Origin of the sequence: Gimesia maris, from assembly GCF_008298035.1 — a bacterium.
GTDB lineage: Bacteria > Planctomycetota > Planctomycetia > Planctomycetales > Planctomycetaceae > Gimesia > Gimesia maris.
Genome location: NZ_CP042910.1, coordinates 3,824,072 through 3,844,862, shown reverse-complemented (window position 1 = coordinate 3,844,862; position 20,791 = coordinate 3,824,072). Strand labels below are relative to the sequence as shown.

17 protein-coding genes and 2 pseudogenes are annotated in these 20,791 nt (G+C 50.5%); 4 read left to right on the top strand and 15 right to left on the bottom strand.

Annotated features, from left to right (window positions below):
- Positions 1-30 precede the first annotated feature (30 nt).
- Positions 31-828, top strand: a complete 798-nt coding sequence (locus GmarT_RS14290) for a DUF2071 domain-containing protein (RefSeq protein ID WP_002646589.1) — start codon at positions 31-33, stop codon at positions 826-828.
- A 50-nt stretch (positions 829-878) separates the two neighbouring features.
- Here GmarT_RS14290 and GmarT_RS14285 read toward each other — a convergent pair whose 3' ends face one another.
- The 9 genes from GmarT_RS14285 to GmarT_RS14245 form a co-directional block, all read right to left on the bottom strand.
- Entirely contained in the window at positions 879-2,216 is a 1,338-nt protein-coding gene (locus GmarT_RS14285) for an anti-phage deoxyguanosine triphosphatase (protein WP_002646590.1), read from the bottom strand.
- Between the two features lie 140 nt (positions 2,217-2,356).
- Positions 2,357-2,614: a hypothetical protein gene (locus GmarT_RS14280; protein ID WP_002646591.1), complete on the bottom strand. Its 258-nt coding sequence runs from the start codon at positions 2,612-2,614 to the stop codon at positions 2,357-2,359.
- A 479-nt stretch (positions 2,615-3,093) separates the two neighbouring features.
- Positions 3,094-3,462 (bottom strand): hypothetical protein, encoded by a 369-nt coding sequence (locus tag GmarT_RS14275; protein ID WP_002646592.1) that lies wholly within the window; start codon positions 3,460-3,462, stop codon positions 3,094-3,096.
- 41 nt (positions 3,463-3,503) lie between these two features.
- Positions 3,504-3,956 carry a hypothetical protein gene (locus tag GmarT_RS14270; RefSeq protein WP_149302877.1) on the bottom strand — a complete coding sequence of 151 codons (453 nt, stop codon included), beginning with the start codon at positions 3,954-3,956 and terminating at the stop codon, positions 3,504-3,506.
- 129 nt (positions 3,957-4,085) lie between these two features.
- Positions 4,086-4,604: a hypothetical protein gene (locus tag GmarT_RS14265; RefSeq protein ID WP_002646595.1), complete on the bottom strand. Its 519-nt coding sequence runs from the start codon at positions 4,602-4,604 to the stop codon at positions 4,086-4,088.
- 35 nt (positions 4,605-4,639) lie between these two features.
- Positions 4,640-4,897 (bottom strand): hypothetical protein, encoded by a 258-nt coding sequence (locus tag GmarT_RS14260; protein WP_002646596.1) that lies wholly within the window; start codon positions 4,895-4,897, stop codon positions 4,640-4,642.
- Positions 4,898-5,464: 567 nt separating this feature from the next.
- Entirely contained in the window at positions 5,465-6,940 is a 1,476-nt protein-coding gene (locus GmarT_RS14255; RefSeq protein ID WP_002646597.1) for a mannitol dehydrogenase family protein, read from the bottom strand.
- Between the two features lie 17 nt (positions 6,941-6,957).
- Positions 6,958-8,718 (bottom strand): purine-cytosine permease family protein, encoded by a 1,761-nt coding sequence (locus GmarT_RS14250; RefSeq protein ID WP_002646598.1) that lies wholly within the window; start codon positions 8,716-8,718, stop codon positions 6,958-6,960.
- Positions 8,719-9,227: 509 nt separating this feature from the next.
- Positions 9,228-10,595, bottom strand: coding sequence for an IS4 family transposase (locus tag GmarT_RS14245; RefSeq protein WP_002646599.1), 1,368 nt, complete (start codon positions 10,593-10,595; stop codon positions 9,228-9,230).
- Positions 10,596-12,204: 1,609 nt separating this feature from the next.
- Between GmarT_RS14245 and GmarT_RS14240 the strand changes: the two genes are divergently transcribed.
- Together GmarT_RS14240 and GmarT_RS14235 are read left to right on the top strand one after the other, a co-directional pair.
- The gene (locus GmarT_RS14240; protein ID WP_002646603.1) at positions 12,205-13,659 is read left to right on the top strand and encodes an ISNCY-like element ISPlma1 family transposase; all 1,455 of its coding nucleotides are present in this window, start codon (positions 12,205-12,207) and stop codon (positions 13,657-13,659) included.
- 61 nt (positions 13,660-13,720) lie between these two features.
- Positions 13,721-16,513, top strand: a complete 2,793-nt coding sequence (locus GmarT_RS14235; RefSeq protein ID WP_002646604.1) for a reverse transcriptase domain-containing protein — start codon at positions 13,721-13,723, stop codon at positions 16,511-16,513.
- A 217-nt stretch (positions 16,514-16,730) separates the two neighbouring features.
- Here the strand turns inward: GmarT_RS14235 and GmarT_RS14230 are convergent, their stop codons facing one another.
- Positions 16,731-17,042 carry a hypothetical protein gene (locus GmarT_RS14230; protein WP_002646605.1) on the bottom strand — a complete coding sequence of 104 codons (312 nt, stop codon included), beginning with the start codon at positions 17,040-17,042 and terminating at the stop codon, positions 16,731-16,733.
- Positions 17,043-17,445: 403 nt separating this feature from the next.
- On the opposite strand from GmarT_RS14230, the pseudogene GmarT_RS30385 reads away from it, so the two are divergent.
- Positions 17,446-17,994, top strand: a pseudogene (locus tag GmarT_RS30385) (IS701 family transposase); the annotation flags it as partial.
- On the opposite strand, the pseudogene GmarT_RS30485 reads toward GmarT_RS30385, so the two are convergent.
- From GmarT_RS30485 to GmarT_RS14195, 5 genes and pseudogenes are all read right to left on the bottom strand, one after another.
- Positions 17,993-18,169: pseudogene (locus GmarT_RS30485) on the bottom strand (IS701 family transposase); the annotation flags it as partial. The pseudogenes GmarT_RS30385 and GmarT_RS30485 overlap by 2 nt on opposite strands.
- A 98-nt stretch (positions 18,170-18,267) precedes the next feature.
- Positions 18,268-19,011, bottom strand: a complete 744-nt coding sequence (locus GmarT_RS14210) for a DsrE family protein (RefSeq protein ID WP_198139418.1) — start codon at positions 19,009-19,011, stop codon at positions 18,268-18,270.
- Complete coding sequence (locus GmarT_RS14205) at positions 19,001-19,501, bottom strand: cysteine dioxygenase (protein WP_002646609.1); 501 nt, start codon at positions 19,499-19,501, stop codon at positions 19,001-19,003. The genes GmarT_RS14210 and GmarT_RS14205 overlap by 11 nt, the downstream gene beginning before the upstream one ends.
- Positions 19,502-19,514: 13 nt before the next feature.
- Positions 19,515-20,168, bottom strand: coding sequence for a YeeE/YedE thiosulfate transporter family protein (locus GmarT_RS14200; protein WP_149302873.1), 654 nt, complete (start codon positions 20,166-20,168; stop codon positions 19,515-19,517).
- A gap of 19 nt (positions 20,169-20,187) precedes the next feature.
- Positions 20,188-20,784: a YeeE/YedE thiosulfate transporter family protein gene (locus GmarT_RS14195; RefSeq protein ID WP_002646611.1), complete on the bottom strand. Its 597-nt coding sequence runs from the start codon at positions 20,782-20,784 to the stop codon at positions 20,188-20,190.
- Between the last annotated feature and the right edge of the window lie 7 nt (positions 20,785-20,791).

Below are 20,791 nucleotides of genomic sequence, written 5' to 3'. Positions count from 1 at the left end.
CACACATATTGCCCCTGCGGATGATTGAATATGGAACCATTAGCATTTAATAAGGACTTGCTGTTCCGTCAGCCTCCCCGGGGGATGGACGTCGATACGACACTGGCCCACTTCGCCATCATCACCTGTCTGGTGGATCCTGAAGTCGCCCGCCTGCAGCTGCATCCCCGCTTTGAACTTGATCTCATTAACGTCGATGGCCAGGAATGGGCGCTGGTGTCTGTGGTGCCTTTCGTCGATCAGGACTTTCGCTTCGCCCACATCCCGTGGCTCAAGTGGCGGTTCGGGCAGACGAACTATCGAATGTATGCGACAGATACTGAAACCGGCGAACACATTGCCTGGTTCTTTGGAACGTCGCTTGCTTCCTGGACCGTTTCTGTGCCGCGATTTCTCTGGAAACTTCCCTGGCATCGCGCTCACATTGAATTCGATTGTGTCTTCGATAACACGTTACAACGTTACACGACCTATCGCATGCAGGCCACGAACAGCTGGGCCGACGCGGAAGTAGAACTGACCGATACAGGCGAACCGCCGACAGAACTCACTGGCTTTGACGATCTGGAATCGGGGCTGGTTCTGCTGACGCATCCACGGAAAGGCTATTTCTATCGGCGGGATGGCCAACTCGGCTCCTATTCCATCTGGCACGATCGTTTGCAGACTACCGTCGGCAGCGTGCAATCTGCCCGCTTCGACTTGCTCACCGAACTGGGTCTGGCTGAACCGGGTGAGGCACTCCATGTACACAGCGTTCTGATGCAGCACCAGACCGAATTCACGATCTATCTGCCGCCGCATCGTGTGAAATCAACGTTGGGGTGAACTGGAACTGCTGACTCACAGCATCTCACACAAGTTTGTCTGCTCCGAATTCAGAACTGATCAAATAATGACCCGGACTGGGGCAGAAACAGGCTGCTGTAGAGGCGGCTGGCGTACAGGTCGGTCATCCCCGAGACATAGTCAGACAGGACCCGTTTTGAGTTAGATGTTTTATAAAGCTCATACTCGTCCGGCTTCAACAATCGCTCGGGATTTTCGAGGAGGGCCTCGAACAGTTTGTCGACAATCATCTGGCCTTTGATTTCCAGAATCTGATTTTGACGCTGACGGATCACATGTTTGAGCACGAATGTTTTGAGGATATCAAGAATGGCAGCCGAGTCGGCTTTGAGGCAGGCATTATAACGGATCAACTCATGTTCGCCCGATTGCAGATCCCGGATTTCGGTATCGCGAATCAGTCCGCCGACGATGTTGCTGATGCCGTGCTTGAGCTGTTTATGCGAGCCGGAAAACAGTTTTTCCGTATAACGGGTGACGACATCCGCCAGGTAAGAATCTTCAAAAGACTGAATCTGCTCCATGACTTCAGCATTCCAGATCTTCTGCGACACGAGTCCGAGTGCGATGGCATCTTCCAGGTCGTGCACGCCATAGGCAATATCGTCTGCCAGCTCCATGATCGATGTATCGAAAGACTTGCGGACCGTTTTTGCATGCCCACCCGGTTTTGTCTTGATCTCTGAGAGGATCGCTTTATCACTGGCGGAGAAGGGCTGCAGGATCCATTCCAGGAGATCGGCGTCATCATCGTGAATGCATTTCGGGGGCCCATAGAGCGAGAGTTTTGAGGGGGAATCGTCGCTGTGGTTCTGCAGTTTTTCATAATTGGCCACCTGCGAATGCGTGGCGGGATATTTTAACAGGCCCAGCAGCGTTCTCCTGGTCAGGTCCAGACCATGATGATCGGAAAATTCCCCCAGGCGGCAGACGATGCGCAGAGTCTGTCCGTTGCCTTCGAAGCCGCCATTCTGGTGCATGTGCTTATTCAGCGAATATTCACCGCCATGCCCGTAGGGAGGATGTCCCAGGTCGTGGGCCAGACAGACTGCTTCGATCAGACTGTTGGAGGGAATCAGCGTGGAGAGCTGGTCCAGTGGTGAGGAGAACCGCAGGTGCGAGGCAATACTGGCGCCGATCTGCGCGACCTCAAGGGAGTGCGTGAGACGCGTGCGGTAGAAGTCACTGTCGCCCAGAGAAAACACCTGCGTTTTCGACTGCAGCCGACGAAACGCGGACGAATGAATAATCCGGGCTTTATCTCGCAAAAATTGCGATTCAAAGTTTTCGGAGTCGGGATCGTTAAACGTTTTTCGCGGGTGGCCTTCTTCGTCCTCACGTCTGCGTAGTATCCAGTGATCTTCCATCGTAGCCCTGAAGCGGTTTTCCTGTGAATTTGTGGTCTTGTTATGTCAGCACGGTGCAGGATTATACACACATCTGGCGCAAATCAGAAGTATGGCCAGAGCAGGAGACCGATCACTGATTATTTGAGAGCCGAATCTGCTCAGATCAACCTTAACCAGAGATCAACGTAGGACTGAAACAGACTTCGATACGAGGCACTGCACTCGACGGGCCAGCTTAAGGGGGCATACAGAAAATTGACGAGGCGAATCTGCTCGGGGGACATATAACCATCGGAATAACTGAAAATGGCGATGACCGGTCCCACGCTGAGTACATAAATCACCACAAACAAACCCAGCATGCAACAAAGCGAACGCAGAATGCTGATGACTTTCGTTTGGTGATGTGCAGACATGTTCGGATTCCTCAGGATGACTTCTTACAGATACAGATAGTTTAAACAAATAGTGAATCAGTGTAAGTTCAAATCGGAAAGCAAAGAGAGCCATCGGGAACATTGACTCATGATTTCAATGAAATCCGGAACAGCTTTTGATTAAGTTGGATGCATTTATGAACTCAGCCACAATCACGCCGGGTGGACTTGAACCTCGTAATCGGGTCCCAGGCAGCACAGAAGGAGTAACAATATTGGCGGCATACAGATCCAGAGCAGAAAAACGAATACTATCGATACATCGGCTCTGAGAAATCCGAGAAAGGAACGATTATTGTTTTTTATTGAGGGAGCGGGATGGCGTTGTTTGACGAAGTTTGCCGAGTCGTAGGCGATGCCGAGATCGGCAATGGATTGAAAGGGGGACACGGCTTCTTCAAAAGGCCGCACTTCTGAACTGGGTGACTGAAGAAACAGCAGCAGAAGGGATACGAGCCCTATCGGGATAAAGTACAGAAATAATTTTGTGTAAAACCGGTTAACAGTGCGATGACCAGACAGATAACTAACAGCGCTTCGGCGACAGGCTGTGTCCAGAGTCGGTAAGGAGCAGCCTGCCAGGAAACCGTTGAATTCGAATCCAGAAGCAGGAGCAGTCGTTGAAGATAATCCCAATCCTGTTTTGACAGAGTGTTCGCAGTCTTCTCTGAGTAATACGAGAGCTCTAACGAAACATGATAAATGGCTTGATCAGCGGAGATGTAATTTTCTAACTGACACTTTTCGAAATCAGCAGCATCCGCTTTTCCATCCAGGTAGCGGCGTATCAGTGTCGCCAACTGGTTGCGTCTTTCGCGATCAATCATCGTCAGTCTTCCCGTTATGAGAGGGGGCTCAAATAAATGATTCAGCAGCGCACGTCGTAAAACAGAGAGTAGCAGTTGACGGTGCCAGCCTGATCGTAAACGGCCATGATCAGTTCACCCGGATTTTTGAACTGGATCTGTCCTTGCTCTTTACCGCACTGCCAGTAGAGTCCTCCTTTGCGGGTGAATTCGTCCTGATCGGCATTGGCCCGGAAGATCCGCATCGAGGCCGGCAGCATACTGACTCCTTCCTTGAGATCGGTCGGTTTTCGCAGGGCCGAGGTGAAAAAGAGACGGTGTCCAGATGGTGTGGTCTTGAATGTCCGCTGAGCCGTGAACATGAATCGGGATGGATTTTCGAGGGCATCCTGCAGCATTTTATCTGCCGGCTGAGCGGTCTCCGCGCCCGCAGTATCTTGTGCTGCCAGTGCCCCCATACCCAGACCGAGCCCCGCGACCATTTTGACGGCCTCTCTTCTGCTTAAATCATTCATGTCTGCCTCCCGATGGCCAGGCTGGCTTCGTCTGTTAAATCGTTGTTGAAGAAATGATCCCTCTGATAGAACTGCGTGTCCATTGAGTCTGTTTTCTCTCCCTGAATCATATCAGACCGCAGGCAGCATTCAACGTTTTTCCGCTGGAGGTTCATAGCGGGAGAGAAACAACTGATAGTGTGTTTTGGACTTAGAAATGGTTGTGATCGATCCCTGTGTGCTTTCTGAGTCTGTTTCAAACCCGCCGACCAAGGTCGCTTTGTTGAGTTTCACTGCGACTGTCGTTTGGATTTCGTTTCGACCCAGTACGGGTTCGGTGATGACGGTGCCCTCGTCATCAATGGCGATGGGGACAACGCTCCCCGTGTCAACCAGTCGCTGATAGTGCAGGCGGACATTTAATTCCCCTTCCTCAGCATAGAATTTGCCCGACAGCACTTGGGTCTCTGGACCGGTTTTAACTTTACTGTGAAACAGTTCATTGAGGCGTGCCACGACTTCGACACTTTGCAGGACCTTCTCCTGCGGCGTGTCTTCGGAAGATTTGACGTAGCCCACGGCATCCAGACGCAGCAGATAGAGTTCCTCTGCTGCCGCGGTTCTGCAGGTGGGGAAACAAACGAGAATCAGTAAGAGCCATTTCTGCATCTTGGTTTCAGATTCCTGTAAAAGCAGTACGGGTATTAAAGAATGTCTTCCCAGAACTCAACGTATTTAACAGCGATGCTCAGTAAAAAATCGTTATTGTTCACAGCCCAGGTCACGGGAGCGTAGAAAGACTCAATCCGTCCAAGTGTTTCAGAAGAGACATCGTCCCGCAGGCCGTTTGAAGTTATCAGATATCCGGAAACGGGGCCAACACTCAAGACATACAGTACCAGCAACAGGGGAAGTGCCCCGGACAGAAAACGCATGAGAATGGATCGTTTATTTTCCGACATTGGAATGTCTCCTGCGGTCATCCGTTTGAACGGTTCTATTTTAATCAATCTCAGGCATAAGTTAACCGCAATTCTTCAAAATGAGTGCGACAGCTTCAGTACGTGGTGTTCCTTTCTCTGGATATGCCCCATTGTCCGATTTCGTGTTTTTTCGTGTTTTTTGTGGTAGAAAATTCTGATTGGAATGTTTTATTCCATTCCCATTGCTCGTGATGACAGGTCGATATTCGTCAGGCGGGCGGACCCATGGGGCACGTCCAGACCGTTGAGCAAATCGGCACGTGAATCTTGATTGTGCGATTGAGCCGACAATTTCCTGTTGTCTGCGACAAACCCCAATTGCCTCCGAAGGCCCCCTTACTTTGAAATTAGCCATATGGCATATGCTGCGATTTCTGAAAGCCAGACTGTATCCAGTTTTACGGTATCGTCTCCTGGCTTATTTGACCCGAGTAGATTAGATTACGAGACGCTATGGTTAAATCCGATGTGCTCTACATAGAACCCAGGGTGTCGTATACTAACGAAAGGTGTTGGTGCTGATCATGTCGATCGCGGGGACTTTTTTTAATTCGTAACCTGTCGCATCAGGATAGTCACGTCAGGGTTGCTATAGATTTGTGTCAGCATTTTCTGATAGGTCTCAGCAAAACGAGCGTTGTCAACGAGATCGCCAAATACGGATTTGAGCCTGATGAAGGCGAGTGGGTCGGTGACCGTTTTTCTGGCTGCTTCGTGCAATGCCACTTTCTTTTCATCAACCACATCAAGTTCGTTACCGTGACGATCCGTATGCTTATCACTGTAATAGCACCATGCAGCGATCACGAGCACCGCATGCGCAATTGGGCCGCCTTGATCTAAGTTCTTGCGAATCGTGGGGAATAAAAAGACGGGCAGCTTACTTGAGCTCCCCAGACAGATCCGGGCCAGATTGTCTTTGATGTTGGGATTGCCAAAACGTTCGATCAAAGTGTCTTTATATAGCTCCAGGTCGATACCTTCGACTGCATCCAGCACTGGCGTCGCTTCTTGATCGAAGAACCCTCTTAAGAATGCAGCAAAGAGATCGTCGCCGATGGTCTGGTCAATGGTTTGATAGCCGTAGACAGCCCCTGGCAGACCAAGCACGGAATGGCCGGCATTGAGCAACCGCAGCTTCATCGTTTCGTAGGGAGTGACATCAGCAACGAATTGTGCGCCGACCTGTTCCCACTCGGGTCGCCCGCTGGAGAAGTTCTCTTCAATAATCCACTGACAGAACGGCTCACAATTGACTGGCCAGCCATCTTGAACGCCGCATTGTTGTTCCAGGTACTCGAGATCGGCGGGAGTGGTTACCGGAGTGATTCGATCCACCATTGCATTGGGGAAGCAGACTTCGTCTTCAATCCACTTCGCAAGGTCCGCATCTTGCAGCCGGGCAAAGCCGAGTAGCATTTTTTGAGTCAGGTCTCCGTTATGCTGGATGTTGTCACACGATTGGACAGTGAATGCAGGTAACCCGCGTTCGCGTCTCAATCGCAGTGCTGCTGTCAGGTAACCAAATACCAGGCGGGGTTGCATTGGGTTCTGGACGTCGTGAAGTACATCTGCGTTGTTCGCATCGAACTCACCACTGGCGGGGTCAACGTTGTAGCCCCCTTCGGTGATCGTTAATGAAACGATCCTTGTGTCGGGACTTGCCATCTGCTCTATGACTGCCATCGCATCATCACAACCGAGCAAAAATCCGACCAGCGATCCGATCACCCGATTCTGCACCAATCCATCGGGATGTTTGATGATGAGCGTGTAGAGGTAATCCTGTTCCTGAAGCGTGGTTGCTATCTTGCGATCTGCTTCCCGCAGACCGACGCCACAGATTCCCCAGTCAGATCCGTTCCCCGTACGCAGCAGTTCATCGGTGTAATACGCTTCGTGTGAGCGATGAAACCCGCCTACGCCAACATGGACGATGCCGGCCTTGATCTGCGAGCGATCATAGGTCGGCAGATTTAATTCCGCGGGGAGTTGCGTGAGGTTCTGTTGATTCAATTGCATGGAAGTGCTCCGTATATTCAAGCGATAGTGCCTGCAGTGACCGCATCATTTTGAACAGTTTTGCTCCGACGAAGCGCCCAGTACGATGTAACGAAATAGATGATTGTAAAGACAAAACCCCAATTGTAAAACATGGCAACATTCTTGTCATACGTGACCATATCCGGGCTACCGAACATCACAACCAACGCAAGTATGAGGGTCAGGCCTAAGCTGGTCCAGGCCAAAATACACAGGGCATTCGACAGCAACGTTGTGTCAACGATTGGCTGTCCGTCATCAAGCGATTGCTGTTCCTGCAACTCCTTGATTGCTTCGTCGAGTTTACGATCTGTTTCCAGTTCGGCCGTATAGTCCTCCGCTGCACCGGATCGGCGGGCCAAAAAGGTATAGAGGATCATCGTAAAGATCCAGGTTGGCAGGAAGAGATAGAAGAACGACATGACCTGCAGCGCCTGCAGCCCGAATGCGAACACCAGACCGGCGATCCAGGACGCCACTGCCGGGGTACTGTGCGTCAGTTTGCGGTAATGTACCCAATATCGAGTCAAACCGATGCGAGGAAAAATGAAGTGCTCGGCAAACACGATCGCGCCCACAGGAACCACCAGCAGTCCTGCATACGTCAGCAGAGGCAACATCTGGCTGAACACGAACGGAAAACAGGCAATTACTACAGTAATCACACCAACGGTAGCAGTCACCTGCATTCGTGAATGGTTGTGAAAGATCGCTTGTGCCGCCAACCCGGCGCGGTACAGATTTGCATTCGCGGTGGTCCAACCGGCTACGATCACGATGACATAACCCGAATAGCCAAGCGCCCGAAACGCCACATCGCCCGGATCCAGTTCGACAATCGATGACTTGAGCAACGCCGCGGTTCCGGCCCCCATGATGCCAGCGGCAATCCAGGCGATATAATGACCGAACAGCATACCCGCACTGGTACACAGCCCGTAAACTGATCGTTTCGCATATCTTAGCAATGCCATGTCGATCAATCCAAAGTGGGTGATTGTGTTGGCCGCCCATGCAAAGCCGATAACCTCCCACAGCCCGATACCCGGTTCACCCTGGCTGTTGACTCCCGTCCAGATCGAACGGTCACCGATAGTGATAAACTCCCCCAGATTGTCGAGCCGCATTCGTCCGAGCACCGATTCTGCCAATGCTGGAAACAGCACCAATGCACCGCTGATGAACATGACGACCAGCCACGGACCACATAGTCCCGAAAAATCAGCAACAGCATCGAATCCATACATCGCCACGACAACAACGATCGCGCCAACGGCCAGCACCACAGCGACGAATAAACTGTTGGTGGGATACCATTCCAACTGGGCAGGAATATTGAACAACAACCGTACCGCCGTGCTTGAAACGGTAATCATCGCCGCCGAGATGACCGTGAAGATCAGTACGTTGGCCCAGTTGTACAGATTGGTCATTGAGTCGCCTGCGATCTTCTCAAGATACGTATACAGACTCAGTCGCGTCTGAACGGCAATCGGTGCGGTGATGAACGTCCAACTCAGAACGGCAAGCAGATTACCAATCAGGAGTCCGATCAGGATGTCACTCGTGTTGGCTCCCAGGGCAACGAACGTCGCACCGATCACAAACTCAGTCGCCGCAACATGCTCGCCGGCATACAACCCGGCAAAGTGAGTCCAGCCATGTAACTTGTGCTCGGGAATGGGCAACTGCTCCGGCTTCATTCCGGCGACGATTGACTGGGGGGTATCTGTATTCACTTTGTCGGACTCCCGCATTACCAGATCTATACAAGTCTACCCAACCGAATCGATTCACTCTAAAAACGATATCAGAGCCGTATCCGTATTGCAATCCGCGGTATCAGAACTGGAAAAAAGGTGAAGACACCGGGTGAACTTAAAACATAATAGCAAAAACTGGTGAGTCAGGCATTCTTTGTTGGAGATTGGAAAAGACGTCCACGTGCCGCCGAGCAACTACACAGGCTGTAAAAAACAATTTGCGGCCTTGAAATCAACAGACTGCATTAAAAACTGCTCAGGCTTTTTTATGTCTTGATCTGGAAAGGGAAGAGCATAATCCATGCTTAATTTTCAAGACAGTCGTTATGGCTGAATGGGTCAAAAGTTCTTTTTCTGGACTGAGCGTCTGCCTTGACAGTTTCCTGTTGTCTGCGGCAACCCCGGATTGCATCCGGGGGCACCCTTTCTTTCACATGAGCCCTACAGCGTTAGCCGCGGTTTCTGCAGATCGGGAGCCAACCGGGGCTAACGCCTAATGGCACTTACTTCAGATCAGTGTGTTTCAATTTCTCTGGGGGCTTTTTTCTTTTTTCGAAATGGTCTCTCTTTGAACGTTTGGCGTAGCATTCTCTTTTTACGCTTCGGCTGGCAGCGCGATTGGGTAGTTTATCTTTGGTCGCGTAGAACAGTGCTCGCTCGAAGGATTCACGCCATGATTCTGGCTCAGTGTGCAGGTGCTTCAACAGGAACGTTTGGAATGTTGTCCAGGTTCGCTTAAAGCTCATCCGCCGCGGAGCAACCTGATTCAGTTCAGCCGCCTGTCTGCGGAATTGACCAACTAAATTGTAGGCGACCACTGACGTATACAGCTCTTTCAAAAACGTGTCTACCTTCTTGGCGCGAATGTTCTCGGTGTCCAATACGACCTTCAAGTTACGAATATCAACTTCGACATTGACCCTTTGATTGTAGAGGTTGCCCAGGGTGGCAGCGTCTTGCGGCAGGCTGGTAACGCAATACAGCGTCAAGGTTTCATTGACGATGATTTCGTGCAAAACAACAGCCAGCGAAGCGTCCCTGGGGAGCCCGGGTTGTGTTTTACGGTTTTTGGGGGTCGGAGTCCACTGGTGTTGGTAGGTCTTATGTTTTGGGCTTTGCGATACGAGTTTTGCTTTGGCTCGAAGTGACTCAAAGTTTAACTTCTTCATGCGTAGAAAAAAATCATGCCCCAGGAGTTGTGCCTGGTAAGCAACGCCAAAGATCCCAAATCCTGCATCAGCCATGATGATCGATTCGTCTGGCAGGCAGTGCATGCCATTTCGGGCAAGTTCCGTTTCGGAAACCGCTTCAGGTCCATACATGGCCCCCAGCTGTGGCAGCAAGGCACATCCACTACTGAGTTCGTGAAAAACGGTCAGATTGACAACAGGCCAGACACTTTCACCGTGCTGATTTGAGGCGGGCGGAAATTTCGTTTGTAATTCTTTTTCCGGTGCTAATGTGATCGTGGTTCCATCGAGTAAAAATATTTGACGACCGTCCAGCAGGGTTTCAGATTGCCCGACGATGGCACGAGTGATTTCATTGGAAAACCATTTCACAACATCCAACGGCAGTTCGCTGCGAGCCCGGCTGTATGCTGCACTGTTGGACGAGAGTGTACCCTGGCTTAATCGTTTGTTTTCAGGAAGGTAGTCAGGTTGATTTTCAATCAGATGCTTCACCGCCGCTTCGAGTGAGGCATCTGGTTTGAGGCGTTGAAAAATCAGCATCCACAGCACAACGCAGGCGGTATAGATTGCATTGGGCCGCCTGGGATGCAGCTGATCGGCTTGGCGTAAGTCCACCAAATCTTTAAGTTGTTCGAAGGCACGATCGAATTCAAGAATCTGTTCCGGTGATTGTTTCACAGCGTGATTACTCCTGGCAAATTGGCAGTCTATTTTCAAGAATAGAATCCTGCGCAAATCCCATGCCAAACGGCTGGGGTAACCAGCTTAATTTAAAGTAAGTGCCATTAGGCTAACGCCCTGCGGCTAATCGGGAACCAGCCTACGGCGAATGGCACAGGCACCTTTCTATTCATTCTTTTTGAGCATTCAGTGGTTCGGGATTTTCATCTGTGGGGTATGGGAGACGATCTTTATAATTTGATGTGAACCAGGTAGTGATGCTGTTTACGTAATCACTGTCGGGGCAAGCCAACTGTGCCACACGCATATCTGATTTTGTAAGACACATTGCAATTAATATAGAGGTTTCCGTGTCACAGCCCGGCTTGTCCGGCCGTATCGAATGGATATAGGAATCCCGGTTCTGGATTGTACGTGGTAGCTGCGACTTCCTGCTCGCTCCGCTCGGCCCGAATTACATTCGAGCTTACCCCTGCTTCAGGAGTGGGAACAGGTTTTTCGGGCACCGTCAGGCAAGCGACCTGTGCCACCGGCATGAGAGGGCGTTGAGTAATGTACGTTGTTTTGGTGTTCAATCTGCTTTTCTATCTGGAGTGGCTGGTGACTGTGATACCGTTGCATGGTGGATTATTTTCTATAGAGGCGCGGGGGCGTCAAGAGGGGCTGATCAGAATCGGGTGGCGATGTTTGTTGATACTGGACCGATGCTGGTGTGAGCAGTGGCGGTTCCGGGATGAAAGGCTGCGAAGTGCGTCGACCCGCAGGCATACATCACGAACAGGTGCTGTTCTGCGAACTACTTATCTGGAAAAAAGGGGCTGTTTTATAGTGATGACTGCGAACAAGTGTCGCGTGTTTCAGTGCACTGTAAACTCGACACGCGCGCGACCCAAAACAACGCTTATCGATGTTGGCGCGGTGGAGTCAAGTCGAATTGATGCAGTGAAATTGATGCAGTGCACATTGAGAGCAGGAACTATTTATAAAGTTCATGTCCGGGCTTGAGCTGCTCGGAAAATTCGTGAGAATTCTCACAGAGATAAGAGGTGTAATGGTTACTGCCTCTTAAGATTTTGACAGGGGGTGCGCCGCATTCAGGGCATTTCGCCTCAGAGTGAAAGATCGATTTCAGGCAACGGTTATTTTTACAAACCATTATTTCGGACGCTTCTGAATCAGACTTAATTTTGACCATGGTCTGAAAACAGGCAGGACAAGTGAGCATCTTGTCTATCTCCTTGATTGACCCTTTATAAAAAAAGTCTGGAACCCCCGCGTTTGTTAATTATACCCCGAAACTTGAAAGCAGAACACTGATGATGTCCGCATGAGCCGGATATAAAACAAAAAGCCCTGGGGTTGCCACAAATGCAGCAAACACAAGGCTTCAAAGTGCCCCCGCTAGGAATCGAACCTAGAACCTACTGATTAAGAGTCAGATCAGTTATGCGTTTTATAGCTAGTGTCTGATCCGAAAGCGTTTTGGTTCGTAAATAATAGCGTGAAATTGTAAGAACGCTCCTCGAAGATGAGGCATTGATTCGTATTACTTGTTGAAAAGACCAGTAAAACGGAATCAACACATTCAATCTTCGAGGAGCCAATGATGCGAAAATCATACTCGAATCAGCTGCGACTGGACAGCGTTCCGATCGAACAGGTAGCGTTAAATCTGGAATCGCGGGACCGCATCGTTCCCATTCTTCGCGCACTGCAGTTCCTGTATTCGGATCGCAGGCTTGTCGATGAAATACTGCAGTGGATTGCCGCCGACGTTAACAGCGACAGTCGCACTGACACAGGTCGAACGGGGATGGAATACTGGCATATCTGTGTGCTGGCAGCCGTGCGACTGGGCTGCAACTTCACCTTCGATCAGCTGCAGGATCTTGCTGAAATTCACCGCAAGCTGCGCGGCATCATGGGAGTCGGCGACTGCGATGACAGGCCCTTCAAATGGCGAACCATCCGCAACAACATTCGACTCCTGCGACCGGAAACCATTGCACGTATCAACCAGGCCATCGTCAGTGCAGGACACACGTTTGATCCCACGGCGATCGAAAAAGTGCGGGCCGATTCGTTCGTGATGGAAACGAACATTCATTATCCCACGGAAAGCAGTTTGCTGTACGACGGGCTGCGGAAAATCATTCCTCAGTGTGTAAAACTGGCCGAAGCACACGGCGTGAACGGATGGCGTCAGTATGCTCACCTCTTGAAAAAAATCAAACAACTCAATCGAGACATCAATCGCATCGCGACAAAGAAAGGCCCCCGCTACAAGAAGCGACTCCAGCCGCTTTACCGCGAACTCCTGCAGAAAGCGGCCATCTTGACGCAGCGTGCCCGCGACCTCTGCCTGGTCACCGGCCAGCGGCTGCCGGAGAGCGCCGACCTGTTCGGGCCGAACACGCTACAGGCGTTTATCGTGCGCATAGAGCGCGTCGCGGACACGACCCGGCGACGTATCATCCACGGCGAAGCAGTTGCCAACAGCGACAAGCTCTTCAGTATTTTCGAGCCGCACACTCAGCTTTACAAACGTGGCAAGGCCGGTCAGCCGATGCAGTTTGGTCGACAGGTTCTGATCTTCGAAGATGCGGCTGGCTTCGTTGTGCGCGCTGTTTTAATGAAACGCAATGAAGGCGACAAACAAGTGGCAGTCCGTGAGACGAAGTCTTTGCAAAATGATTTTCAAAACGGCGTGAAGCGCCTGTCATTCGACCGTGGATTTCATTCTCTCGACAACCAGAGGGAACTCGCCGAGCTTGTCGATCACCTGTGTCTTCCCAGACCCGGCGTCAAGCAGTCGGCGGTTCAACAGACCGATGACGAGTTTCGGTCAGCTCAGCAGAATCATTCGGGAGTGGAATCAATGATCGGAGCGTTGCAAAGTGGGAACGCGATGAAGCGATGTCGCGACCGTTCGGAGATCGGTTTTGAACGCTACCTGCAACTGGGCATTCTGGGGCGAAACCTGCACACGCTCGGTCGGATGCTCATCGCCCGGGAGAATCAAAACGCGGCCGCCGCTCACAGTCGCCGCAAAGCGGCCTGAGACAGTCGCGATCGATACGAGAGAGCAAAACCAGGGAAGAACGTACGCGAGGCATTGTCTGATGAAGTCGAAATCCCCGCCAAAATCACCCGAACGCAGCCAGCAGAGACCCGATAGCGACAATCTCCACGATCCACTACCGCCGCGTTACCACGTAAAATTCTGTACGAAGCTACTTTCGGGACACCCACTAGCTAAGGCAACGAAGTCTGAGGGGTTTCTTGTAGAAGAAATGCAGTTCGTTCTGGTCTGGGAAATGAGAGATCGGTTCAACAAAGAATTTATGCAATCATTTGCTGGTTTGGAGAAACCGGTAAAGCAATTCCTGGAAGAAAATGGATATGAAGTAGAGCTTACTGGTCAGCGACCAGATTTACTCCCTGAACCTAAATGGGGAAAATTATCCAGTAACAGAGCTAGTGATCGTCGTATGATCCGATTCGTTCAGCAGAATGAACGCGGGGTGATTGCATACCGAAAAAACGAGGTGGAAGTCGAATCCTTAATAGCCCAGATAGCATTGGTATGGCCTGAAGAATCCATAGTCGTGATAGTCACCAGACAACGAGATGCCCAAACGCTTTTTAATAAGCTTAAAAGACGAGGGCTGTATCAAGTATCGGTGGCGACTACACACAAAAAACCAGTGGCTGGAAGACGAATCGTGATAGCCACTGATAACGCACTCAAGCATAATGAGGTTCAGACCGAATCACGCTCTATATGTATCTGCTTGAATCCCACAGAAACGGTAAATAGAAAAGACTGGCCTATCCAAATTACAGGACGCTTATATGCATTGCATAGTGACGTTCTGGCGTTATCTAAGCAGCAAGTAGACTTCCTGGATATGTTTTTTGGTCAAAAATGGTTGTATATTCCTCGGCATGGTTTTTTACAACTGGTTCCGAATGTGAATTTTCTGGAATATAAAGGGAGATACTCATCAAGGGACGAAATGACCTTGTGTAAATTGAAACGCGAGGCAATATGGCGAAATGATAAAAGGAACCGTTTAATATCTGGCCTTGCTAAAGCGATAGCATACGATGATTTCAGAGCAATTGGTGCGAAATATCCGTCACTTTCTAAGCCACTATTGCCAAAAGTCTCAGAAAGAGTAGTAGTCTTAGTGGAAAATATTGAGCACGCAGCCAGATTGTTAAAGTTCTTGAAAGGATGGCCTATCGTTGCAGGATCGGTTGCGGACATTAATGCACATGGCTCCCAGGTTCAACATGCTTTAACAGAGGGGCAGAAACCACAATCAGTTGTATCTAGTGACATCATCATTACCAGTTCCGCCTTGCAAAAGATTAATTGCGATGGGGTATTGATTCGGGCTGATGCCGGTACGGGATTGCCGCCGTTTTCACGAAAATGTTTGACTGTCGGAGATCGAGTACCGTCTAGTTTTACGATCATCGATATGGCTGACCGACACCACCCATATTTTCGGAAGCAGTCTCAGTACCGGAAAGAAGAATACCTGGATCAAGGTTGGGTTGTGAACGGTGAGTCTATGATGCCAACTGAAAGGCGAGAATTACTGTTTGCTACTTCGAAGCCGAATAGAGCAACCGTTATGTTACTCCCCTATGCACGGCGACAGTTCCCCAAGATAGACACTGCCTACGATTATTATTTGCATCGCAAAGAGAAACGTGACCAAAAGAGTGGTAAATCCTCGAATGTAATCACACTTAAGCAGATCGCCGATCACGAGTATCTTCTGTATTGTTTTCAGGAACTCCGCAGATATGGAGGACTAGGGGCTGGGAAAGATGACATCTCGTACTTTGACATTTCGACATCCGACTGTGCAAAGGTTTTCCGCAAGCTGTCAGAGTCACTTTTAAGAGGGCGTTATCGACCTCAATTTCCCAGAAAGGTGCCGATCCCCAAGCCTGGGACGGATGAAAAAAGGACTTTGAAGATTAATTCAATCTTTGATCGATCAGTGTCCATGGCATTAGACAAAACGCTGGCTCCTCAACTGGAAAAGTTGTTTTTGGAAGGATCATATGGAAATCGCACAAATCGAAGCCCATGGAAAATGCTGGCACAGCTTAAAAAAACGGTAGAAGAAACAGGTAGATGGGTTTTAGCAATAGAAGATATAAGGAAGGCCTTTGATAATGTCAAAGTGAAGGACATCGTCAAAACACACCAACAGGCTCAACTGGAGCTAAAAGAGAAGCATGGCATCAAGATTAATGACTCTGTAGTAAATTTGATCTCGACAATTGCGAAGGGGGTGACACAGAAAAGAAAAAAAGGGATCGATCAGGGGAGTAATTACTCTCCCCAATCTCTCAATGTATTGTTACATTATATACACGACGTGCCGCTAAATGCGGAAGTCGCGTTTCCGCTCTGGTACAGGTATGTTGATAATCTGACTTATCTTTGCAAGAGCGTGTCCGAAGGCCAGCGAGTCCTGATAAAAGTTCGACAAGTTCTCAACAGTGCGAGTCTCAAGCTAAAAGGTGAAGATGGTATTGTCGATCTACGGAAAACCACAAGCTCCTTACTAGGTTTTAAACTTCGTAGATCAAACAATCAACTCATCTATCTTATAGCTCCTCGTTCCTGGGAGAATTTAAAAGAACAACTCGCTAGCGCCCACCAAACCGTAGATCCAGCTACAAGAAGCCGCGAGGTTATTGTCGGCTGGTTAAACGCAATGGGGCCGGCCCTAGAGAACGACGGTGACATCGTCGCTAAGGTTTGTGGTATTGCCGCTCTACAAGGGTTTCAGGAACTTGATCCGCCTCTTCTAGAAACGACAGCAACACAAGCACAAAAGCGATGGGTGGAGTTACTGGGTAATATCAATTACTCTTGTGTGTAAACTGAACTTCAAACGTCTCCGCCGGTTACAGAGTCACAAGTAGGTTAACTGCTTGATGCCGGGGATTATTCTCCGGCTTTTTTTATGCACCAATAGTGGCACAAAACGAAAACACTGAAGTTGTTTAGGGGGATTGATTTCCTTTCTGCTTCAGTTTACTTCAGAAATAAAGTAGGCAGAGAAATTGAACCTTCTGTTTGATCGAATCTGCGCGATTTCATTTTGCCGTTTCCAGGGGAATCGGTGGCGTCAGTGAAGTCTGCTCGTCCCGCAGAGCTTTGACGTCAATCGGATCGTCAGTCGTCCACTGGCTGACTTCCGGTTGATGCACCATCGCGAACGAGGTCTGCAGCGGGTAATTGCAAATGCAGCCGGTCGAGAAACAGGGCACGCTCAACAGACCGTCGGCGGCGACCAGGCTGTTGCTGCACCCCGATCGCAGGTTCCGCAGACTGAACTCTTTCTTTTGATCCATGTCCACATACGTGGCACAGTTGTTTCGCAGAAAGAGCAGGTTCTGATTGCCCACGGTGTAGTTACAGCCGCTCCGCTTAAACAGGGGGAGGCAGACAGCTGCTTACCGGCCAGCGTAAAGTAAGTCGCCCGCGAGATCATTTTGTCTCTGTTAAAACAAAACAGAATTCGTTCTGCTTTCGTTGAAACGGGGATTCTTCCAGCTGCGCCGACGTACCCACCAGAAAGCCGCCCCAGTCGGCAGCGCCCTGGCCCCAGTGACCGGTGCGAATTTCTCTGATCGCGGCATCTCGCGGGTCATACACCCTGTTTCCCTGAACCGTCAGCAGAGGACTGTTCAGACTCATTCCGTCATCCTCTTCTGAAACCTGAAATTCGAGCAAGTTCGCTGCTTTCAGGTTTGAGCCCGGAATGGGAAAGGAGTATGTTTGAGGCGTCTGGGGTTGAATCTGTCCCATGGGGTAGTACGCACATTGCAGAAGTTCATTGCCCAGGCCGTCTGGTCCGATCAGGAGGTGCTTACAGAACTTCGGCAACATGTCTGCGAAGCCCTGGGCGAAGACAATGGTCTTCTGATCGTTGATGAGACTGGTTTCCCCAAGAAGGGCAAGCAGTCCGTGGGGGTAGCCCGGCAATATTCGGGAACGCTCGGTCGTGTCGACAACTGCCAGGTGGGCGTCTTTGTGAGTTATTGCAGTTCGCAAGGCGAAACGCTGATCGATCGTCGGCTGTGTCTTCCTGAACAATGGATAATAGATAAGTAGCGTCTCGCGCAAGCCGGTGTTCCCTCCAGCGTCATTTTTCGCAGCAAGCAGGAATTGGCCAGCGAAATGATCCAGCAGGCAATCATTGAGGGCGTACCGTTTCAATGGGTCTGTGGCGACAGTATTTACGGCACCAGCCCGGTATTTGTGCAAACCGTTCGGGAGTTGGGAAAGTGGTATGTCGTGGAGACATCGTGCGATGCCAGGGTGTGGACCACCAAACCGAAGTTACGGCCTGTCGGCCACCTTCGATTGTTTCAGCCATGTTCTCCACGTTCCGCCGGTCACCGCCAGCCAGCAGTCCCTGCTAGATCGTCATCGCATGCGCATGATTCTGCACCCGTCCAAAGTGAGACAGGTAGCGGCTCACAAAAGATTCCAGCTCCGGCATCAGCGACTCAATCGCTTTCACGTCCATCCTTGAACCTCCCAGCTACAGAAAAACCGGTCAAACGATGGATGTTATACTCCAAAATTACTTTAGCGTAAAAGAGCAATCGTTCAGGCGCTGTAGCACTAGTAGAAAGGGATGTAAGCGTACCCCTCCATCTGCTTGTTGATATTCACTGTGGCCGCGGAAACGGCGATCCTCACAGGCTCCGCAACTTCGCCCCTGGCGTAACCATGGTGCGCCAAAGCTTGGGCACAGACGAAAATTTCGACGCCGTGATTCTTAAGCTCTTGGAGCAATTTCAGATTCGGATTCTTGTCAGTCCCCAACGACCGCGCATAGGGTTTGGAATGCTTCTTATAGGCCTCATGGCTCAGAGCCGCTTTGGTCGCAGGGCCATGCAAAACCAATGCCATCTTGAAACCATTATCAGTCCCGGCGCCTGCCTGAGTGTATTGATTGAGGATCAAGGCCGCCCGGTCTAACCCCTTGATTATGCCCCCAGACTTCTCGTCGGAGGTGATGTCAAGCAGTACCTTGGAATCCATCTTAGGCTGCTGGCTCGCATCTGGGACTGCAATAATTCCTCCGTGGCCTTTGATCAGTGGAAACTGAAAATTGGTACTGTCGGTCGGGGCGGCATTTTGGACTTGTGCGCTTGCCGTAGTCACGAACAGAGCATAAGCGAATATGAGTGTGGTGGAGCGTGTCATTTTTAATCCTCCCAAGTAAGAACTCGTAACCTCAATCCCTAATTCGATCGAGTAATCAGATAAAGTCCAATCGCAGCTGCGATAAACAGGACAAAGCTCAGGATAGCCAGTATTCTCCAATGCATCTCGTCGATCCGTGGAAGCGTCATTCGTCATACTGCCTCTCCGAGAGCGGTCGTAATGGCGGTGAGTACACGTGGAGAGTTGCTAGATCGCCCCGGAACGATTGCTCATGACCGCAGCGATGAATTTCCCACTCATTTCGAGAAAGGATTTCTCCAGCTTGGAGGTCAACTCGTCTGATCTGTTTCAACTCCTGACTCACACCGACGTGGTAATCGACATTCGTGAGCACACCCTCTAAGACACGCACGCAACACGAAGTTCCTCGATGGTCGTGTACAGAGCTGAACTGTCCCCTGCGCCAGCCGATGATGTTGATTTCGAAATTCGCTGAACCGTAGATGGTTCGAAAACAGAACCGATGTGGATCGAAACTGAGATATTTGTGCCATTCGCTGGGAGTGAGCTGGATTTGGGATACTAGTTCCAGAAGTGCCCAGGGCTTCAGTGGCTCTGAAAACGTTTTTAGTACCGAGCGAAGCTCATCAACGGTAGCGATCGTATCGGTGCGGACTGGCTCCATTCTACACACCTTTTCAGTAACCAGCCAGTTCGAGAATAATGACCACGGCAGTCAAAGCCGGCACTGTGACTGCGATGAAGACGCCTTGCGAGACGCCAACTAACTCTGGAAACGTGAGCTTACCACGCTTACCCCAGCGGATGACCTTTCCATTGTTAAGCTTCGAGCTAAGGGCGTAAAAATAGGAGCCGAGAATCAATCCGATGATACCCACCAAGGCATCAAGGTTTCCTTGGCCGACGGCCGCGGCATTGGTGCCTGGGCAATAAGCCAGGAGGCCAAAGCCGACGCCGAAAATAAGCCCACCAATGATATTAGCGCCGTACTTCGTCTCGTTGATCTGAAATTCGATAATGCCCCTTCGCCGCAAAATATAGCTTCCCACCATCCCGACAATGATCGCGGTCAGCATCACCTTCACGACCACGAAGTTCTCCAGAAGCAGCACACCGATGAGGATGTCAAACTTGGCCACGCCCCCTTTCTGCAGTAGAAAACCAAAGATCAAACCAAAGAACAGTCCGGCAGCTAGTTTGCCAGGCGAATCTTCCAGCCACCCCCAGTCTTGTGGGTCCATGCGACCGGAATCAGTCTGATGCAAACGCTGAGACCGCTCCTCGTGCTCTGCAGCGATCTGTGGCGACGGTGAATTAGATGTGGTTTTCATAAAAATCCTCCCAAGCGAACTACAGGCGGTACATCAACATGGCTGCTGCGATTCCGCCGATGAAAAAGCAGATCACTGCAATCCATGAACTAACTGCCAATTGAAGCGTGCCGCTGATCCCGTGCCCGCTCGTGCAGCCTCCGGCCATTCGCGCTCCAAAGGCCATCAGTGCTCCACCTAGCAGTGCAACAACAGTCCGCAGTAAGGTGCTGTCCGCACCGAAGCGGGCAATCCACATATCTTGGAGGTACGTTCCGGTCTGCTCACCACCCATCGCGGCCGCAAGAAATGAACCAAGAATGGCACCCAGGACGATTGTAAAAGTCCAACCAATCATCGGTTTGCTTTTATGGTAGTACGGCAAAGAAGCTATGTGGTGAGGTGCAACAAGGCGACCTAACAGTCCGGCCGTATCGGAGTAGGCGCTGGAAGCGCCGATCTTTTTGCCCGCCAAAGCCAGTGTGGAGAGCACGAGTACCCCGATCAGGCCCCCGACCACATAGGGCGACCAAGCGGGTTCAGGATAAGGGTACAGTGACGGCAGTTCACCCGCAGCTTGTGCGGCGGTTACTGGCCAGAGTAAAAATGCAGCTAACAAACTTGCGTAAGCTTTCATGACCTGG